Origin of the sequence: Neiella litorisoli (genome assembly GCF_014773395.1) — a bacterium.
GTDB lineage: Bacteria > Pseudomonadota > Gammaproteobacteria > Enterobacterales > Neiellaceae > Neiella > Neiella litorisoli.
The window spans coordinates 25,683-41,346 of sequence record NZ_JACXAF010000002.1; the positions used below are offsets into that span (position 1 = coordinate 25,683).

A 15,664-nucleotide genomic window follows, 5' to 3' on the forward strand; every position below is an offset into this window, starting at 1 on the left:
GATGAATATTGCGCAATACACCATTACCAAGCGCACCAGCGTTTGGGTGTTGATCACGCTGATCTTGTTGGGTGGCTACCTCAGTTATCAACAATTGGGCCGGTTTGAAGATCCTGAGTTTGTTATTCGTCAGGCGGTGATTGTCACGCCTTATCAAGGCGCCACTGCACAAGAGGTGGCTGATGAGGTCACCGATCTGATTGAAGGTGCGGTCCAGTCGATGCAGGAGTTGAAAGAGGTCGAATCGATCTCGCGTCCTGGCATGTCAGAAGTGACGGTTGAAATGGCGATGAAATTTGCCAAGACCGATACCGAGCTACAGCAGCTTTGGGACAAGCTTCGGCGCAAGATCCATGATGTCCAGAGTCAGCTTCCGCCGGGCGCAGGGCCATCCATTGTCAATGATGACTTTGGCGATGTGTATGCGCAGTTTTATGCCATTACCGGCGAGGGCTTTAGCGACCAACAATTACAGGATTATGTCGATGAGCTGCGTCGCGAGCTCGTGTTGGTGCCTGGGGTGGCGCGAACGGCCACTTTGGCCGAAAAGCAACAAGCCATTTTTGTTGAGTTTGCCAGCGAGCGCTTGGCGCAGGCTGATATTTCAATGGAGCAAGTGTTCGCCGTACTCGAACGACAAAACCAAGTGACGGTGGCCGGCAGCGTTGCCACTGACAACATGCGGGTGCCGGTGATCCCTGCCAGTAATTTTCAGTCCATCAATGAGCTGAAAAACCTGCATTTGACGCTCGGCTCGGATAACACAGTGATCCGCCTTGGCGATATTGCCTCCGTTTCCCATGGCTACCAAGAGCCGGTCGATATGATGATGCGCTACAACGGCCAGCGGGCTATTGGCTTGGGCATCTCTAATATCGCCGGTGGCAATGTGGTGGCTATGGGCGATGCGGTCAAAGCGCGTATTGCCGAGTTACAAGCTCAGCGTCCATTGGGCATTGAGCTGCATGAAATTTCGCTGCAGTCGGATTCGGTGCGCGATTCAGTGGCGGATTTTGTGCTCAATCTGGCGATGGCCGTTGCTATTGTATTTATTGTGTTGTTGCTTGCCATGGGCGCGCGCTCCGGTGCCATTATCGGTTTTGTGCTGTTGCTGACGGTCGCGGCAACCTTATGTGTGATGTTGTTTGACGACATCGCCATGCAACGAATTTCACTAGGGGCGCTAATCATCGCATTGGGCATGTTGGTTGATAATGCCATTGTGATTGCCGATGGCGTGCAGGTGCGTCTTCGTGACAATCCTGAATTAGACCGCAAGCAGGCCATTGCCGAGGTGGTTGATGCCACTAAGTGGCCTTTACTGGGCGGTACTGTGGTCGGCATTCTGGCATTTAGTGCGATTGGCTTGTCGCCGTCAAATATGGGCGAATATGCTGGCTCATTGTTCTGGGTGATCCTCTATTCAATGATGCTCAGTTGGGTATTTGCCATCACCATCACGCCGTTGCTTTGCCATGACTTTCTGACGGCATCAAGCAACAAAGCAACACAGCCGAGCCGCTTCATGACTCGTTATCAAGGGCTGTTGACTTGGGTGTTGCATCACCGCAAAACCACCGTTGTGATGATTCTATCCATTCTCGTGACGGCGATTTATGCCTTACGTTTTGTTCCGCCGGGCTTTATGCCAGAGTCGCAGCGGCCCCAGTTTGTGGTTGATGTGTACTTGCCCCAAGGCTCCGATATTAGCCGCACAGAGCAGATGCTTGCGCAAATTGAACAAGATGTTCGAGCAAAAGAGGGCGTCACCAATACCAGCAGCTTTATTGGCGCTGGCGGTTTACGTTTCATGCTGACCTATTCACCCGGAGCGGCAAACCCTAGTTATGGCCAATTGTTGGTCGACGTTGATGATTTCCGGCGGATTGATGGCCTATTGGCTGAGCTGCAAACGCAATTGACCGATAGCTATCCAGATGCTGCGGTCATGGTGTGGAAGTTTGTTCTTGGTCCCGGTGGCGGCAAAAAAATTGAAGCTGGCTTTCGCGGCCCCGATAGCAAGGTGTTGCGGCAATTGGCTGAGCAGGCCAAAGATATTATGAATGCCAATCCGCAACTGATTGCGATACAAGATGATTGGCGCCAGCAGGTTCCGGTATTACAGCCGGTCTATGCCGCCGATCAACTGCAGCGCTTTGGTTTAACTTCCTTTGATGTTAATCAGGCCATTGCACAAACGCTGGCCGGGCGACAGGTTGGCGTCTATCGCCAAGGCAAAGATCTGATTCCGATTATGGTGCGTTCGCCAGAACATGAGCGCAATCAGCAAATGGCGATTGAAAACAGCCAGGTGTTTAGTGCCAAAAGCAATCGTTTTATTCAAGTCAGCCAATTGCTCGAATCGATTGAGGTGGTGTGGCAAGACGATGTGCTAAAGCGCTTCGATCGGGTGCCAACGATTATGGCGCAAGCAGACCCTGCGCCGGGCGTGTTGACCTCAGAGGCCTTTGCCAGCATTCGCACAGAAATCGAAGCGATGGCCTTGCCGCCGGGTTATGAATTGCAGTGGTACGGCGAGTACAAAAATGCCAAAGAAGCAGATGAAGCCATTGCTATTTCAGCGCCATACGGTTTTGCGGCCATGGTGTTGGTGGTGATCCTGATGTTTAACGGTATTCGCCAAGCCTTGGTCATTTGGCTAACAGTGCCTTTGGCAGTGGTTGGTGTCGCGGTTGGATTAATCGTATTCCAAACGCCTTTTGAATTTATGGCAACGCTTGGCTTTTTGAGCCTAGTTGGCATGATGATCAAAAATGCGATTGTCCTGGTCGATCAAGCGGATCAGGAAATTAATGCCGGCGCCAAGCCCTATCAAGCGGTGATCAAAGCGGCGACCAGTCGGGCCAGACCCGTCATGCTTGGCGCTTGTACCACGATTCTTGGTGTGGCGCCGCTATTGATGGATCCGTTTTTCAAGAGCATGTCAGTGACGATTATGTTTGGTTTGTTGTTTGCCACCATTCTCACCTTGGTGGTGATCCCGCTGTTCTACGCCATGATTTTTCGGATAAAAAATCCGCTCTAACCCAAGCCACACTGCTTGCATCGCAGGCAGTGTGTCCTATCTTTTTCACCTCAGGTTTACATGGCTCGGCATTCATTTGGGGGCTCCGTTCGATGGATGAATGCTCGGAGCTAATTCAGCTGGCGTTCAGATAACAAAAGTAAACTTTCAAGTGTACATTTGTGTTATCATCACCTAGGAGAGATTGCTCATGACAAGCTTCAAGTTGTTTAGAAATGTTGGATTTGCAGTGGCCTGCGCGAGCTTGTTGTCGATGCCTGCACTGGCTGATGAGCAGAAAATTCAGGATTGCCGGATTGTTGCCACCTATATTGATCAGCATATTCCTCAGTTCGCTCAGCAAGAAAACAGCGACAGCAAACCCGAGCTGGCAGCAGGAACTCAGGTCGCCTTTGCTGACAAAGCCAAGAATCAGCGTTTTCAGGAATTAACCCGAGAAGTGATTGCGATGACCGCAACCACAGGTATTGCCGAATCACATTGGTGGAACGCGGTGTACCAGAAAAAATGTGCTGATGATTTGTTAGTGGTATCCCGAGGCTAATTGCTCCAGCGAGGCATCCAAAAGATTTTCACTGATTTGTGTTGTTAAACATGTGCCTGAAGCCGCGGTTGTATGCCGCTGGTGTCACGCCGCCATGGGCTTCGCCTTCAATAACGTCAAAACGGTAAACAAAGCCGGGGTAATTGCGGGTGGCAAGCACTTCTGCCATTAGCTTACTTTCCATCACATGGGGCACCGTTTCGGCACCGCCCACGGCCATATAAAACCGGCTATTCAACGCTTGTTTGGTTGATTCGACAAATACGCCGCCGCCATTTCGGTACAGCTTGCTTTCTTCCATTAACAATCGTCGGTCGTTTACATACCAAGCTGGCGTCGCGGCAATGTGCATTTGGAATAACTCTGGTTTATGAAACAAGCTGTACAGGGCAAATAAGCCGCCATAAGAATTACCGACTAGCCCGCGACGCTTGGGGTCGGCGCGAAAATTCTGTTCAATGTAGGGAATCAGCTGTTGTTCGATAAACGACAAAAATGCTTTCGCGCCTGTGTTGGCATCAGCATCTGCGGCAGGAATAAAATCATTCTGCCGCAGTTGGCCATAATCAGCGTTTGGCCCAGGATAGCCAATGCCCACCGCAATCACATCGGGCATCTTGCCATCGTAAACTAATCCGCCGATGACGCTGTTGATAAGCGGGGTGTGCCAGTAAGCGTCGAGGTAGTAAACCACTGGGTAACGTTTGTTGGTGTCTTGAGCGTAACCGGCGGGTAGCCGAATATGCAGCTCGTAATCACCATTACTAGTCAGCTCGGTAGTCATTGTTCGAATGTGAACATTGCCCAATTGGTAAAGTGGATAATCATTGTCAGCGAGCGCCTTATTGGCAAATGCGGTTAATAGAGTTAATGCTGAACATATGGTCAATACATGCTTGTAAAACGAAACCTTTGGCTGGCCATTCATGAACGTTCGATCCTTGTGGTTTTTTGTGTGGGTTGTCAGTCCGTGGACTGAGCGCAACTATCATTGAAACTTATCATCGACACGTATCATCGAAAAAATGCGCTGAACACAAATTGATCGAGTCAGCTTTTTAGTGATCAAAGCATCAGCAATATCAATAAATTATATATTAGTCACATTGACAATAACTAGCTGCCATTATATGGCTCAAGTGGCAACTCTGTTTTATCAATTACTTTTCTTAATACAAAACTGGAATGGACGCCGGTGACTCCTTCGATGCGGGTTAAGCGGCCAAGCAAGAATGCCTGATAGTAATCCATGTCAGGTACCACAACGCGTAACAAGTAGTCGGCGGATTGACCGGTCACAATGTTGCATTCGATGACTTCAGGGAAATCGCCAATGATTTTTTCAAAATTGGCAAAGCGCTCAGGGGTATGGCGGTCCATGGAAACCGACAAAATCACCGTGAGTTTCAGCTCGAGTGCTTCTTGGTCAAGTAGCGTCACGTGTTTTTTGATGATGCCACTTTGTTCTAGCCGTTTTACTCGGCGCGCGCATGGCGTTGGCGACAAGCCAATTTTCTCCGCTAGCTCAAGGTTGGAGATACGGCCATTTTGTTGCATCTCGGCCAAAATCAGTTTGTCGTAGCGATCAAGCTTGAGCATTGGGCAATACCTTTAATGTTGAACAAAGAGTGAAATAGATCTCAATTTCTTATTTCGTAGTTATACTAACTACTAATTTATTATTTAGTGGCTAATTAACCTAATTTGTTAGCTAAATAGTGTGATCTTTAGTGCCACTCGCTCAAACTTTCTGCCTACACTAAGTCCACATCAAAAATCTCAGCTAATTGGTTACCCCAAGCGCTGAGAAGCCAAACGGATGATGTGGTGCAGACGGCTCAAAAGGTTAGTTGAATCCAACTCATCCAATGCTTCAAAAGAGCATTAGGCAAACGTTTCGAAGCATAAGCCGCCACATGGCCTCTGTGTTCACCGTAGCGCCCCTCTGATTTCAAACCCGCAGCATGGACTGCGGGTTTTTGCTTTTTTGCTGCAAATTGTTTGTGTTGATTACGACAAAAGCCCTCCATTTGTTGTGGCTTCGTCGGTCATTGATCTATTTCGAAATTAATAAATCGAATAAAAACAATAGGTTATTTTGTTGTGTGATCTTGGTGTGGTTTTCGCACTGTCCTAATCGGGAACCGTTTTTAAACCAATTTCTTGAAGGGACAAACCATGGCTATTCGTCAATGTGCAATTTATGGCAAGGGTGGTATCGGCAAATCCACCACTACGCAAAACCTCGTGGCTGCGCTGGCTGAAGCTGGTCAGAAGGTCATGATCATCGGTTGTGATCCGAAAGCGGATTCTACTCGACTGATCCTCCACGCAAAAGCGCAAAACACCATTATGGAAATGGCAGCAGAAGCTGGCTCAGTTGAAGATCTTGAGTTGGACGATGTTCTTAAAGTTGGTTACGGCGGCGTTCGCTGTGTTGAATCTGGCGGTCCAGAGCCAGGTGTTGGCTGTGCCGGTCGTGGTGTGATTACTGCGATTAACTTCTTAGAAGAAGAAGGTGCCTACGAAGAAGATCTCGACTTCGTATTCTACGACGTACTTGGTGACGTTGTATGTGGTGGTTTCGCGATGCCAATTCGTGAAAACAAAGCGCAAGAAATCTACATCGTTGTATCTGGTGAAATGATGGCAATGTACGCGGCCAACAACATTTCTAAAGGTATCTGTAAGTACGCTTCTTCTGGTGGCGTTCGCTTGGCAGGCTTGATCTGTAACTCACGTAAGTGTGACCGTGAAGACGAGCTGATCGAAGCATTGGCCGGCAAGATCGGTACGCAAATGATTCACTTCGTACCTCGTGACAACGTGGTTCAGCAAGCTGAAATCCGTCGTATGACCGTGATCGAATACAACCCTAAATGTAACCAAGCTGACGAATACCGCGCGCTGGCTCAAAAAGTAATGGCCAACGAACTGTTCGTGGTTCCAGAGCCTTGCACCATGGACGAGTTGGAAGATCTGTTGATGGAATTCGGCATCATGGAAGTCGAAGATGAATCCATCATCGGTAAAACCGCTGACGAAGCTGTTGCTTAAGCGACTGAGCAAGCAAACCTGCCACTAGACAAACTTCTCAGGAGAAGACTATGTCAATGGATAAAGCTGAAACTCAGGCGCTCATCAGTGAAGTGCTTGAGGTTTACCCAGACAAGGCGAAAAAAGATCGCCTGAAACATTTAACGGCAAACGATACGGAGCAAGCAGGCAAGAAGTGTGTCACTGCAAACCGTAAATCTTTGCCTGGTGTAATGACTGCCCGTGGTTGTGCCTACGCCGGTTCTAAAGGTGTGGTATGGGGCCCAATCAAGGACATGGTGCATATTTCCCATGGTCCAGTTGGCTGTGGTCAGTACTCACGTGCGGGTCGTCGTAACTACTACACCGGTATGACCGGCGTGAATAGCTTCGGCACCATGAACTTCACCTCTGACTTCCAAGAGCGTGACATCGTATTCGGTGGTGACAAGAAACTGTCGGCCATTGTTGATGAAATCGAAACCCTGTTCCCGCTGAACAAAGGTATTTCGATTCAGTCGGAGTGTCCGGTTGGTTTGATTGGTGATGACATCGAAGCCGTTGCTAAAGGCAAAGGCGCTGAAATCGGTAAAACCATCGTGCCGGTACGTTGTGAAGGTTTCCGCGGCGTCAGCCAGTCATTGGGTCACCACATTGCTAACGATACCTTGCGTGACTACGTACTGGATAAGTCAGAAGACAAAGAGATTGAAACAACCCCGTATGACGTTGCCATTATCGGTGACTACAACATCGGTGGTGACGCTTGGTCTTCTCGTATTCTGCTTGAAGAAATCGGTCTTCGCGTAGTGGCTCAGTGGTCTGGTGACGGCACCATCGCCGAGCTGGAAAACGGCCCGAAAGTGAAGCTGAACCTAATCCACTGTTACCGTTCAATGAACTACATCTCACGTCATATGGAAGAAAAATATGGTGTGCCATGGATGGAGTACAACCTGTTCGGCCCAACCAAGTGTGAAGAGTCGCTGCGTAAGATTGCTGCTTTCTTCGACGAAACCATTCAGGCCAAAGCGGAAGAAGTCATCGCTAAGTACCGCCAGCAATGGGAACCCATCGTTGCCAAGTACAAGCCACTATTGGAAGGCAAGAAAGTCATGCTGTACGTCGGTGGTTTACGCCCTCGTCACGTGATTGGCGCCTACGAAGATCTGGGTATGGAAATTGTTGGTACCGGCTATGAATTTGCCCACAACGATGACTACACCAAGACCATTCCTGAAGTGAAAGATGCCACTTTGATTTACGACGATGTCACCGGCTATGAGCTGGAGAAATTCGCCGAAAAACTCAAGCCAGATCTAATCGGCGCGGGTGTCAAAGAGAAGTACATCTTCCAGAAAATGGGCGTGCCTTTCCGTCAGATGCACAGCTGGGATTACTCAGGTCCTTACCACGGCTTTGATGGCTTCGCTATCTTCGCTCGCGATATGGACATGACGTTGAACAACCCTTGCTGGGACAAGCTCACCGCCCCTTGGAAAAAGTCTGAGGAAGCTGAGCTGGCAGAAGCGGTTTAAGCCTCGCTTTGGCAAGTAGAACACTGAATTGAGCGCATTGCGCTTATGTGTATCACTCAACCCGTCTGTTCACAGATGAGTGGCGCGGGAGGAGAAAGAAAATGAGTCAATCAGTAGAAGATATCAAACCGGGTTATCCGTTATTCGGCCAGCCGGAATATCAGGACATGATCGCCCGCAAACGCGAAATGTTCGAAGAAGGTCATGACGCCGAGAAGGTCAAAGAAGTATTCGAATGGACCACGTCCGAAGAATACAAAGAGCTTAACTTTGCTCGTAAGAGCCTCACCATCAACCCAGCAAAAGCGTGTCAACCATTGGGCTCTGTGCTTTGTGCCTTGGGTTTTGAAAACACCTTACCTTATGTGCATGGCTCGCAAGGTTGTGTGGCTTATTTCCGCACTTACTTTAACCGTCACTTCAAAGAGCCTGTGGCGTGTGTCTCGGACTCAATGACCGAAGATGCAGCGGTATTTGGTGGCCAGAAGAACATGTTCGATGGTCTGCAAAACTCGCTCGCACTTTACAAGCCAGAAGTCATCATGGTGTCGACCACCTGTATGGCTGAGGTAATTGGTGATGACTTGAACGCCTTTATTGGCAACGCTAAAAAAGAAGGCTACATCCCAGAAGATTTACCAACACCATTTGCTCACACGCCAAGCTTTGTTGGCAGCCATGTGACTGGCTGGGACAACATGTTTGAAGGTGCTGCTCGCTACTTCACCTTGAACTACATGGAAGACAAAGAAGTTGGTAGCAATGGCAAAATCAACTTAGTGCCTGGCTTTGAAACGTATCTGGGTAACTACCGTGTGATGCATCGCATGATGCAAGAAATGGGTGTTGATTACAGCTTGCTGTGCGATCCAAGTGAAGTATTGGATACACCAGCAGACGGCGAATATCGCATGTACGCAGGCGGCACGCCAATTGCGGAAATGAAAGATGCGCCAAACGCCAAAACCACCATTTTGTTGCAACCAGACCAATTGGTGAAAACCAAGAAGTTTATCACTAACACGTGGAAGCATGACGTACCGGCGACCAATATCCCAATGGGCTTGGATTGGACCGATGAATTCCTGATGACGATTTCAGAAATCAGCGGCAAAGAGATCCCAGAATCATTGGCCAAAGAGCGTGGTCGTTTGGTTGACATGATGACCGACTCACACACTTGGTTGCACGGCGTTAGCTTCTCTATCTACGGCGATCCAGATTACCTGTTGGGCTTGACCAAATTCCTGCAAGAGTTGGGTTGTGAAGTGAAGCATATTCTTGCCAACAACGGTAACAAACGCTGGCGCAAGAAGATGGAAGCATTGATCGCTGAAGCGCCTGGTACGGCTGGTGCCGAAATCCACATTGGTAAAGACTTGTGGCATTTCCGTTCGCTGGTATTCACCAACAAGCCAGACTTCATGATTGGTAACTCGTACGCCAAGTTTATTCAGCGCGATACCAAAGCCAAAGGTGAAGAGTTTGAAGTACCTCTGATCCGCTTGGGCTTCCCAATCTTTGATCGTCACCATCTGCATCGCAACACCACATTGGGTTATGAAGGCGGCATGTACATGCTGACCACCTTGGTTAATTCAGTGCTTGAGAAGTTGGACGACGATACTCGCAAGATGGGTAAAACCGACTACGGCTACGACTTGGTGCGTTAATTAAGTCATACCGAATGGCGAGGAAGAGAACAGGAATGATCAGCCCCTGTTCTCTTCCTACGTTAATTCACTGGATTGCATATTTCTGAGTTGACACAGGGTGAATTCAAGCGTGAACAAAACGCCGAGAAATCATTCCTAAAATGTCAGCAACATACTGACAGACGCGGAATGGAAAGCTAAGCATCAAGCATCCGCTGCATGGAGGCAGCGGCTGAGTATCCACGGAAGGATTCACTACGTCTTGTTGCTTAGCTTTGCATTTCGCAGAACGAACAAAGCGATAAAACAAAAGGAACCCGACATGCCAAACGTCATGATCCGCAAAGAAGCCGATGGCGCGTTGTCGTGCTACATCGCCAAGAAAGATTTAGAAGAGGCCATTGTGGCCATTGAATTTGATGAGCCAGAGCGTTGGGGCGGCGAAATCGAACTGGCCGATGGCACCAGTTATTACATTGAGCCGTTGGATGGTGAGCCGAAATTACCAATGACCATGCGCGCCAGAAGGGCTTAATAACGCAAGGGTTGAGCTTGGTGTGAACGGAATCAAATGTGAGCCAGCATGCATCCGCTGCAGGGAAGCAGCGGCTGAGCCATCAGGGATGATTTCACGGCGTCTTGCTGGATTACATTTGATTCCGCTCAGTTGCTGGAATCTAACCCAAACCGTTGCGCCAGCGTCAGTGACTTGTTAGTCGAACAATCAGGAGGTACGTCATGACCACCACGTTATCAAATGCAGCCATATCTGAATCCGTTGCTTTACGGCTGGCACTTGCTGCTAAGGCTGTGCCGCAATTACAACTGGCGACCTTGGTGACCACCTTAGTCAGTCAATTGGGTGAGGTATTAACTGAGAAAAAGCTGCGTTCAATCTCCCCCAAGCAATTGCGCACTTGGTTCAGCGAAGATTTACCTGCGCAGATTGAGCCGCCTGATCGGGTGCAACTGGCACAAGTTCATGCAGTCCTGACCGGCGAAGAAGTTGCCACTATGGAAGCGCCAGAAGTAACGGCCACTGAGCCGCTTGCTGGGCCTAAGGTGAAGGTGGCGGTGACTTCCAATAATCAGCAGCAAATCGATGGCCATTTTGGTTCTTGCCTGCGGGTTTTGGTCTATGAAGTCAATGCCGACTCTTGGCAACTAGTCGATGTCCGCCCCGTCACTTGCACCGCCAGTGGCGATGCTCGAACCAGCTTCATGATTGAGCTGCTGGCCGATTGTCAGATCTTGTCGACCTTATCGATTGGTGGCCCAGCCGCTGCCAGAGTGACGCGCGCCAATGTTCACCCGCTAAAACAAACAACACCTGCCGATGCCGATTTGATGCTCAGTCGTATTCGCCAAGTGATGCATGAAGGGCCGCCGCCATGGCTGAAAAAAGCCATTAGTGAAAACCAGTCAAACTGAGCAACCAGAGGACAATTACCATGCTTGATATGCCTGTTTATGAAGAGTCACCCTTGGTTCAGAAGTTTTCACCGACGCCAGAGGCCAGCTCAAACCAATTGTCGATGGCATTTCTCAACGAGCTTGCTGACATGCTGATTGCCTACCACCCAAGTTGGCAGACGGTGCAATGGTTACGTCAGCGTTTTCCGGCCATTCGCTTTTTGCTGTGCAGTGAAGATGATATGGCCGATCGAGAGCCATTTCTCGGCTTTGAGGAATTTGGTTTCTACCTCATGGCTGGTGGCTGGGGGTGTGCCAGCTTGACCGAAGACATCGACAAATCTGTTGGTGTCGTTATTGCCACGGTTGAATCCTAAACCTTACTTCAAACGCGCCAACTTCCTCCAATCGAACAACTGAGTCCCTAAGCAACGATGTTTAAATTGTTGCTTGGGGACTATCGTTTTTACCCTTTAAATTGGTATGTCCAAAAATTGAGTCATTGGTCGTATCTTATCTCGAGCCACAAATAACAAGGCTTTGAGCACTTTTTCATGAGTCTCTTTAATTTATTTTTGTCAATCCAGTTATTTTAAATTGGTAATGCAAATTGACTTTACCTGTTTGTCTTATTATGGTTCTCGGGCATCTGGGTGAATAGCCTGATTACCATATTTCAACGGGGACAAAACATGTTTGAAGATCTGAAAGGAAAACGCGTCCTGATCACCGGCTCTACAGCTGGTATGGGACTTGCCACTGCTCGAGAATTTGCTAAGCACGGTGCCAAAATTGGTATAAACAGTCATATGACCGAAGGTTCTGAAGAAGCAGTTGCTGAACTGCAAGAGCTCGGTGCCCAAGGAGTGGTCTTTATTCAGGCTAACCTGATGAAAACCGCAGAGTGCGAGCGCTGCGTCAGTGAATTCGTTGCTGAATTTGGCGGCATGGATGTGTTGATTAACAACGCTGGCGGTCTTGGTGGCCGTGAAAACTTAGAAAACATCGACGATGAATTCTACGATCGGGTGATGGACTTAAATGGTCGCTCTGTCCTGATGATGACCAAGTACTCGATTCCACACTTGCGTCAATCCGCCAAAGAGAGCGGCGAAACAGCTGCCGTTGTTGGCACTGGCTCAATCGCCGCTCGTGAAGGTGGTGGCGTTGGCGCAGGCATTTATGCCGCATCGAAAGCCTGGTTGCATGACATTCACCGCAATTGGGTGAAAGAATTCACCAAAGATAATATCCGCTTCAACATTGTGGCGCCGGGTACCATTGATACCGCATTCCACGATGGCAAAAGCGATGAGTTGAAAGCGCACATTGCCAGCACCATTGCCATGGGCCGTTTCGGTAAAATCGAAGAAGTGGCGCCGACCTTCTTGTTCTTCTCATCGCACAAATACTCTGGTTACATCACCGGTCAGATTCTTGATGTGAACGGCGGCCAGATGTGCCCATAATTGATGGGGCAATTAGCCAGCTTTAATCTGGCGGCGATAAAAAAACGAAGCAAAAGTGCTTCGTTTTTTTATGCCTGAATGACTACGTAGTTATGCTCGAATGAACAATAAAGATAGCGCTTTCTTTATAGAGGGATTGCTGGGATAACGGTTTGTCGTTCTCGCGATTACAGCTACAAGCTTTTAACAATAGTGGTTTTAACAGTGATATGGCTCCCACTGATTGGCATTAGGTAAGATTGTTGCTGGTATCTAATCGTGTTTTTTGCAAGATTTATGTATGCGCTTACATTGGCGTCATGGCTGCATTTTGCAATGTTACAGTTTGTTACGTTGTTGACAGTTAACCATGTGATCGCGCGCAAATTTTAACTGCGATATTTGTCGCAGTCTATTGCTCCCTGCTCGATACCCACGACGAGCTCATTATTATCCGGAGAAAAGCATGTTCAATGCTGTCAAATTAAAATCACTGTTGGTGTGCTCTGTGGCGGTGTTAACTGCCTGCGCAGCTCACGATAAAGCAACAACTGCGGCAGTGCCGACCAACCCCACCATTGAAGCAATCCTTGCCGATTTAACCCTTGAAGAGAAAGCTGGCCAGCTAAATCTGATTAACTTTGAAGGCGAGTTAGGCGAAACCCATTACCAAATGATTCGTGACGGTAAGGTGGGTAGCTTGCTGAAATCGAATGGTGCGGCGCAAAACCTCAAGCTTCAGAAAATTGCTGTGGAGCAATCTCGCGCTGGGGTGCCGATTTTATTTCAAGAAGATGTCATCCACGGTTACAAAACCATTGCGCCAATTCCATTAGCTGAAGCGGCTAGCTGGGATATTCCTGCCATTCAACAATCCGCTGCGATCGCCGCTCGCGAAGCTTCGGCTGGCGGTATTCAGCTGACTTATGCACCGATGGTCGACATGAGCCGAGATCCGCGCTGGGGCCGAATTATCGAAGCCGCCGGTGAAGATCCATACTTGGCGAGTCTGGTCGCTGCCGCGCGAGTAAAGGGCTTTCAGGAGTCAGGTGAGCCGGGCCAAAACATCCTCGCTACGGTCAAACATTTTGCTGGTTATGGCGCATCGCTGGCAGGGCGTGATTACAACATTCAGGATCTAAGTGAGCGTGAACTGCGCGAGGTGCATTTGCCACCATTTAAAGCGGCGGTTGATGCCGATGTCGCGGCGGTGATGGTTGCTTACACTGCCCATGATGGGGTGCCGTTAACGGCAAATCAGTACATGGTGCAAGGCGTTCTGCAAGGTGATTTGGGCTTTAACGGTTTGATCATGACCGACTGGGCCACCATTTATAACTTAGAGCGTGCCGGAGTCTCAGCAAATGCTGAAGATGCCACGATTACCGCAATCAATAACAGTATTCACATGGATATGGCGGCGAAGAAGTATGTGGAGTTACTGCCGCAGTTGGTGCGCGATGGCAAAGTTGATGAACGTGTGGTCGACGATGCCGTGCGTCAGGTGCTGATGCTCAAATACAAAGCTGGGCTACTGCAAGACCCTTATGGTCGACTGAATGAAGCGACTGAAAAAGCGGAATTGCTATCGGCAGCAAACCTTGCCGCCACCAAAGAGATGGCTCTGAAGAGTATGGTGTTGCTGAAAAATGATCAGCAGACTTTGCCAATCTCTGACAAGGTTCAGAGAATTGCCGTGATCGGCCCATTTGCCAATGCCCAAAAAGATCTGATGGGTTGGTGGCCGGGGTTGGGCGAAGCCAAAGATGTGGTGTCCATCATGGCGGGCTTGGAAGCTGAGTTTGGTGATTCGGTTGAGCTGACTTATGCCCAAGGCGTGACCATTGACCGCTTTAACAAAGCCGGCGCTGAGTTGATCCCAGAGGCGGTGAAAGCGGCAGAGCAGGCCGACATGGTGATCATGGTGTTGGGCGAGAAGGAATGGATGAGTGGTGAAGGCGGTGGTACAGCGTCACTACACCTACCTGGGCTGCAAGAAGAGCTATTGCAAGCTGTTGCTAAAACCAATAAGCCAATTGCAACTGTGATTGTCTCTGGCCGTCCGTATGTTTTGACAGATGTGGCGAAGCATTCCGACGCGTTATTACAGGCGTGGATGCCGGGTACAACCGGCGGCACTGCGGTTGCGGAAATTTTGTCGGGTAAGTTCAATCCGCAAGCGAAATTGCCAGTGACATTCCCGCAGCATCAGGGGCAAGTTCCGATTTTCTATAGCTACAAGAAAACCAGTCATCCGTTTGTTGCTGGGATCACCGAAGATCGCTACACCACTACCTATCGCGATGCGCCCCATGAGCCGCTATATCCATTTGGCTTTGGCTTGAGTTATACCAACTACAGCTATTCTGACATTGAGCTGAGTAGTGCCACCATGACCATGGATGGCTCAATCACTGCGTCAGTGGATGTGACCAATACGGGGGATGTGGCAGGGCGTGAAATCGTCCAGTTGTATCTTCACGACAAAGTGGCATCAGTGGTGCAACCGGTCAAACTGCTGAAAGACTTTACCATTCTCGATTTGTCTCCGGGTGAGACTAAGCGTGCTGAGTTTGTCATCAGCAAAGACAAGTTGGCGTTTGTTGGTATTGACTATCAGCCCACCATTGAAGCCGGCGAATTTGAGCTGTTTATCGGAGCGAGCTCTGATGATGTGAAATCGACTGAGTTCACTTTGGTGGAATAACAACTCAGTTGCCGAATGCCCAAAGCGATAGCAAACCTCGCAACTTGCTGCTTCAGGCGGCATGGATGCCGCATGCAGAGCGACACAAGGATGTGCTTGAGCGTCAGCATGGGGTGAGGTTTGCTCTCGCAGTTGTTCGCGAATGCTGTTTGCTTCTGGTGAGAAATCTTCGCCGCTTGCGAGCTGTCTCGTCGAGACGCCGTAAATACTTTGCTGGCGGGCTCCTGCCCTCTGCAAAGCCCCGCTCCGGCGTCCTGCCTGCGCGACAACTTAATAA

At 49.2% G+C, this 15,664-nt stretch carries 12 protein-coding genes; 10 read left to right on the forward strand and 2 right to left on the reverse strand.

Annotation, left to right across the window (positions count from 1 at the left end):
• Position 1: 1 nt before the first annotated feature.
• Both IC617_RS02180 and IC617_RS02185 read left to right on the forward strand, forming a co-directional pair.
• Complete coding sequence (locus IC617_RS02180) at positions 2-3,046, forward strand: efflux RND transporter permease subunit (protein ID WP_191143354.1); 3,045 nt, start codon at positions 2-4, stop codon at positions 3,044-3,046.
• A gap of 190 nt (positions 3,047-3,236) precedes the next feature.
• Entirely contained in the window at positions 3,237-3,590 is a 354-nt protein-coding gene (locus tag IC617_RS02185; RefSeq protein ID WP_191143355.1) for a hypothetical protein, read from the forward strand.
• A gap of 28 nt (positions 3,591-3,618) precedes the next feature.
• On the opposite strand, the gene IC617_RS02190 is transcribed toward IC617_RS02185, so the two are convergent.
• Positions 3,619-4,518 carry an alpha/beta hydrolase gene (locus IC617_RS02190; RefSeq protein WP_191143356.1) on the reverse strand — a complete coding sequence of 300 codons (900 nt, stop codon included), beginning with the start codon at positions 4,516-4,518 and terminating at the stop codon, positions 3,619-3,621.
• A 188-nt stretch (positions 4,519-4,706) separates the two neighbouring features.
• A complete protein-coding gene (locus tag IC617_RS02195) occupies positions 4,707-5,189 on the reverse strand; it encodes an Lrp/AsnC family transcriptional regulator (protein WP_191143357.1) in 483 nt (160 codons plus the stop codon).
• Positions 5,190-5,768: 579 nt separating this feature from the next.
• Here IC617_RS02195 and nifH point away from each other — a divergent pair.
• The 8 genes from nifH (at position 5,769) to bglX (ending at position 15,387) form a co-directional block, all read left to right on the forward strand.
• A complete protein-coding gene (gene nifH / locus IC617_RS02200; RefSeq protein ID WP_191143358.1) occupies positions 5,769-6,647 on the forward strand; it encodes a nitrogenase iron protein in 879 nt (292 codons plus the stop codon).
• Between the two features lie 50 nt (positions 6,648-6,697).
• Positions 6,698-8,164, forward strand: a complete 1,467-nt coding sequence (gene nifD, locus IC617_RS02205; RefSeq protein ID WP_191143359.1) for a nitrogenase molybdenum-iron protein alpha chain — start codon at positions 6,698-6,700, stop codon at positions 8,162-8,164.
• Between the two features lie 101 nt (positions 8,165-8,265).
• Positions 8,266-9,837, forward strand: coding sequence for a nitrogenase molybdenum-iron protein subunit beta (nifK, locus tag IC617_RS02210; RefSeq protein WP_191143360.1), 1,572 nt, complete (start codon positions 8,266-8,268; stop codon positions 9,835-9,837).
• 304 nt (positions 9,838-10,141) lie between these two features.
• A complete protein-coding gene (gene nifT / locus IC617_RS02215) occupies positions 10,142-10,354 on the forward strand; it encodes a putative nitrogen fixation protein NifT (protein ID WP_191143361.1) in 213 nt (70 codons plus the stop codon).
• Positions 10,355-10,557: 203 nt separating this feature from the next.
• Positions 10,558-11,250 (forward strand): NifB/NifX family molybdenum-iron cluster-binding protein, encoded by a 693-nt coding sequence (locus IC617_RS02220; protein ID WP_191143362.1) that lies wholly within the window; start codon positions 10,558-10,560, stop codon positions 11,248-11,250.
• Between the two features lie 20 nt (positions 11,251-11,270).
• A complete protein-coding gene (locus IC617_RS02225; RefSeq protein ID WP_191143363.1) occupies positions 11,271-11,609 on the forward strand; it encodes a DUF6129 family protein in 339 nt (112 codons plus the stop codon).
• A 315-nt stretch (positions 11,610-11,924) separates the two neighbouring features.
• Positions 11,925-12,701: an SDR family NAD(P)-dependent oxidoreductase gene (locus IC617_RS02230; protein ID WP_191143364.1), complete on the forward strand. Its 777-nt coding sequence runs from the start codon at positions 11,925-11,927 to the stop codon at positions 12,699-12,701.
• A 445-nt stretch (positions 12,702-13,146) separates the two neighbouring features.
• A complete protein-coding gene (gene bglX / locus IC617_RS02235; RefSeq protein WP_191143365.1) occupies positions 13,147-15,387 on the forward strand; it encodes a beta-glucosidase BglX in 2,241 nt (746 codons plus the stop codon).
• Positions 15,388-15,664 lie beyond the last annotated feature (277 nt).

Bases quoted from the DNA above. Each gene is read 5' to 3' on its own strand.
- IC617_RS02190 (WP_191143356.1), bottom strand. From the start codon at position 4,518: ATGAATGGCCAGCCAAAGGTTTCGTTTTACAAGCATGTATTGACCATA.
- IC617_RS02180 (WP_191143354.1), top strand. From the start codon at position 2: ATGAATATTGCGCAATACACCATTACCAAGCGCACCAGCGTTTGGGTG.
- IC617_RS02230 (WP_191143364.1), top strand. From the start codon at position 11,925: ATGTTTGAAGATCTGAAAGGAAAACGCGTCCTGATCACCGGCTCTACA.
- IC617_RS02185 (WP_191143355.1), top strand. From the start codon at position 3,237: ATGACAAGCTTCAAGTTGTTTAGAAATGTTGGATTTGCAGTGGCCTGC.
- bglX (WP_191143365.1), top strand. From the start codon at position 13,147: ATGTTCAATGCTGTCAAATTAAAATCACTGTTGGTGTGCTCTGTGGCG.
- IC617_RS02220 (WP_191143362.1), top strand. From the start codon at position 10,558: ATGACCACCACGTTATCAAATGCAGCCATATCTGAATCCGTTGCTTTA.
- nifH (WP_191143358.1), top strand. From the start codon at position 5,769: ATGGCTATTCGTCAATGTGCAATTTATGGCAAGGGTGGTATCGGCAAA.
- nifT (WP_191143361.1), top strand. From the start codon at position 10,142: ATGCCAAACGTCATGATCCGCAAAGAAGCCGATGGCGCGTTGTCGTGC.
- nifK (WP_191143360.1), top strand. From the start codon at position 8,266: ATGAGTCAATCAGTAGAAGATATCAAACCGGGTTATCCGTTATTCGGC.
- nifD (WP_191143359.1), top strand. From the start codon at position 6,698: ATGTCAATGGATAAAGCTGAAACTCAGGCGCTCATCAGTGAAGTGCTT.
- IC617_RS02225 (WP_191143363.1), top strand. From the start codon at position 11,271: ATGCTTGATATGCCTGTTTATGAAGAGTCACCCTTGGTTCAGAAGTTT.
- IC617_RS02195 (WP_191143357.1), bottom strand. From the start codon at position 5,189: ATGCTCAAGCTTGATCGCTACGACAAACTGATTTTGGCCGAGATGCAA.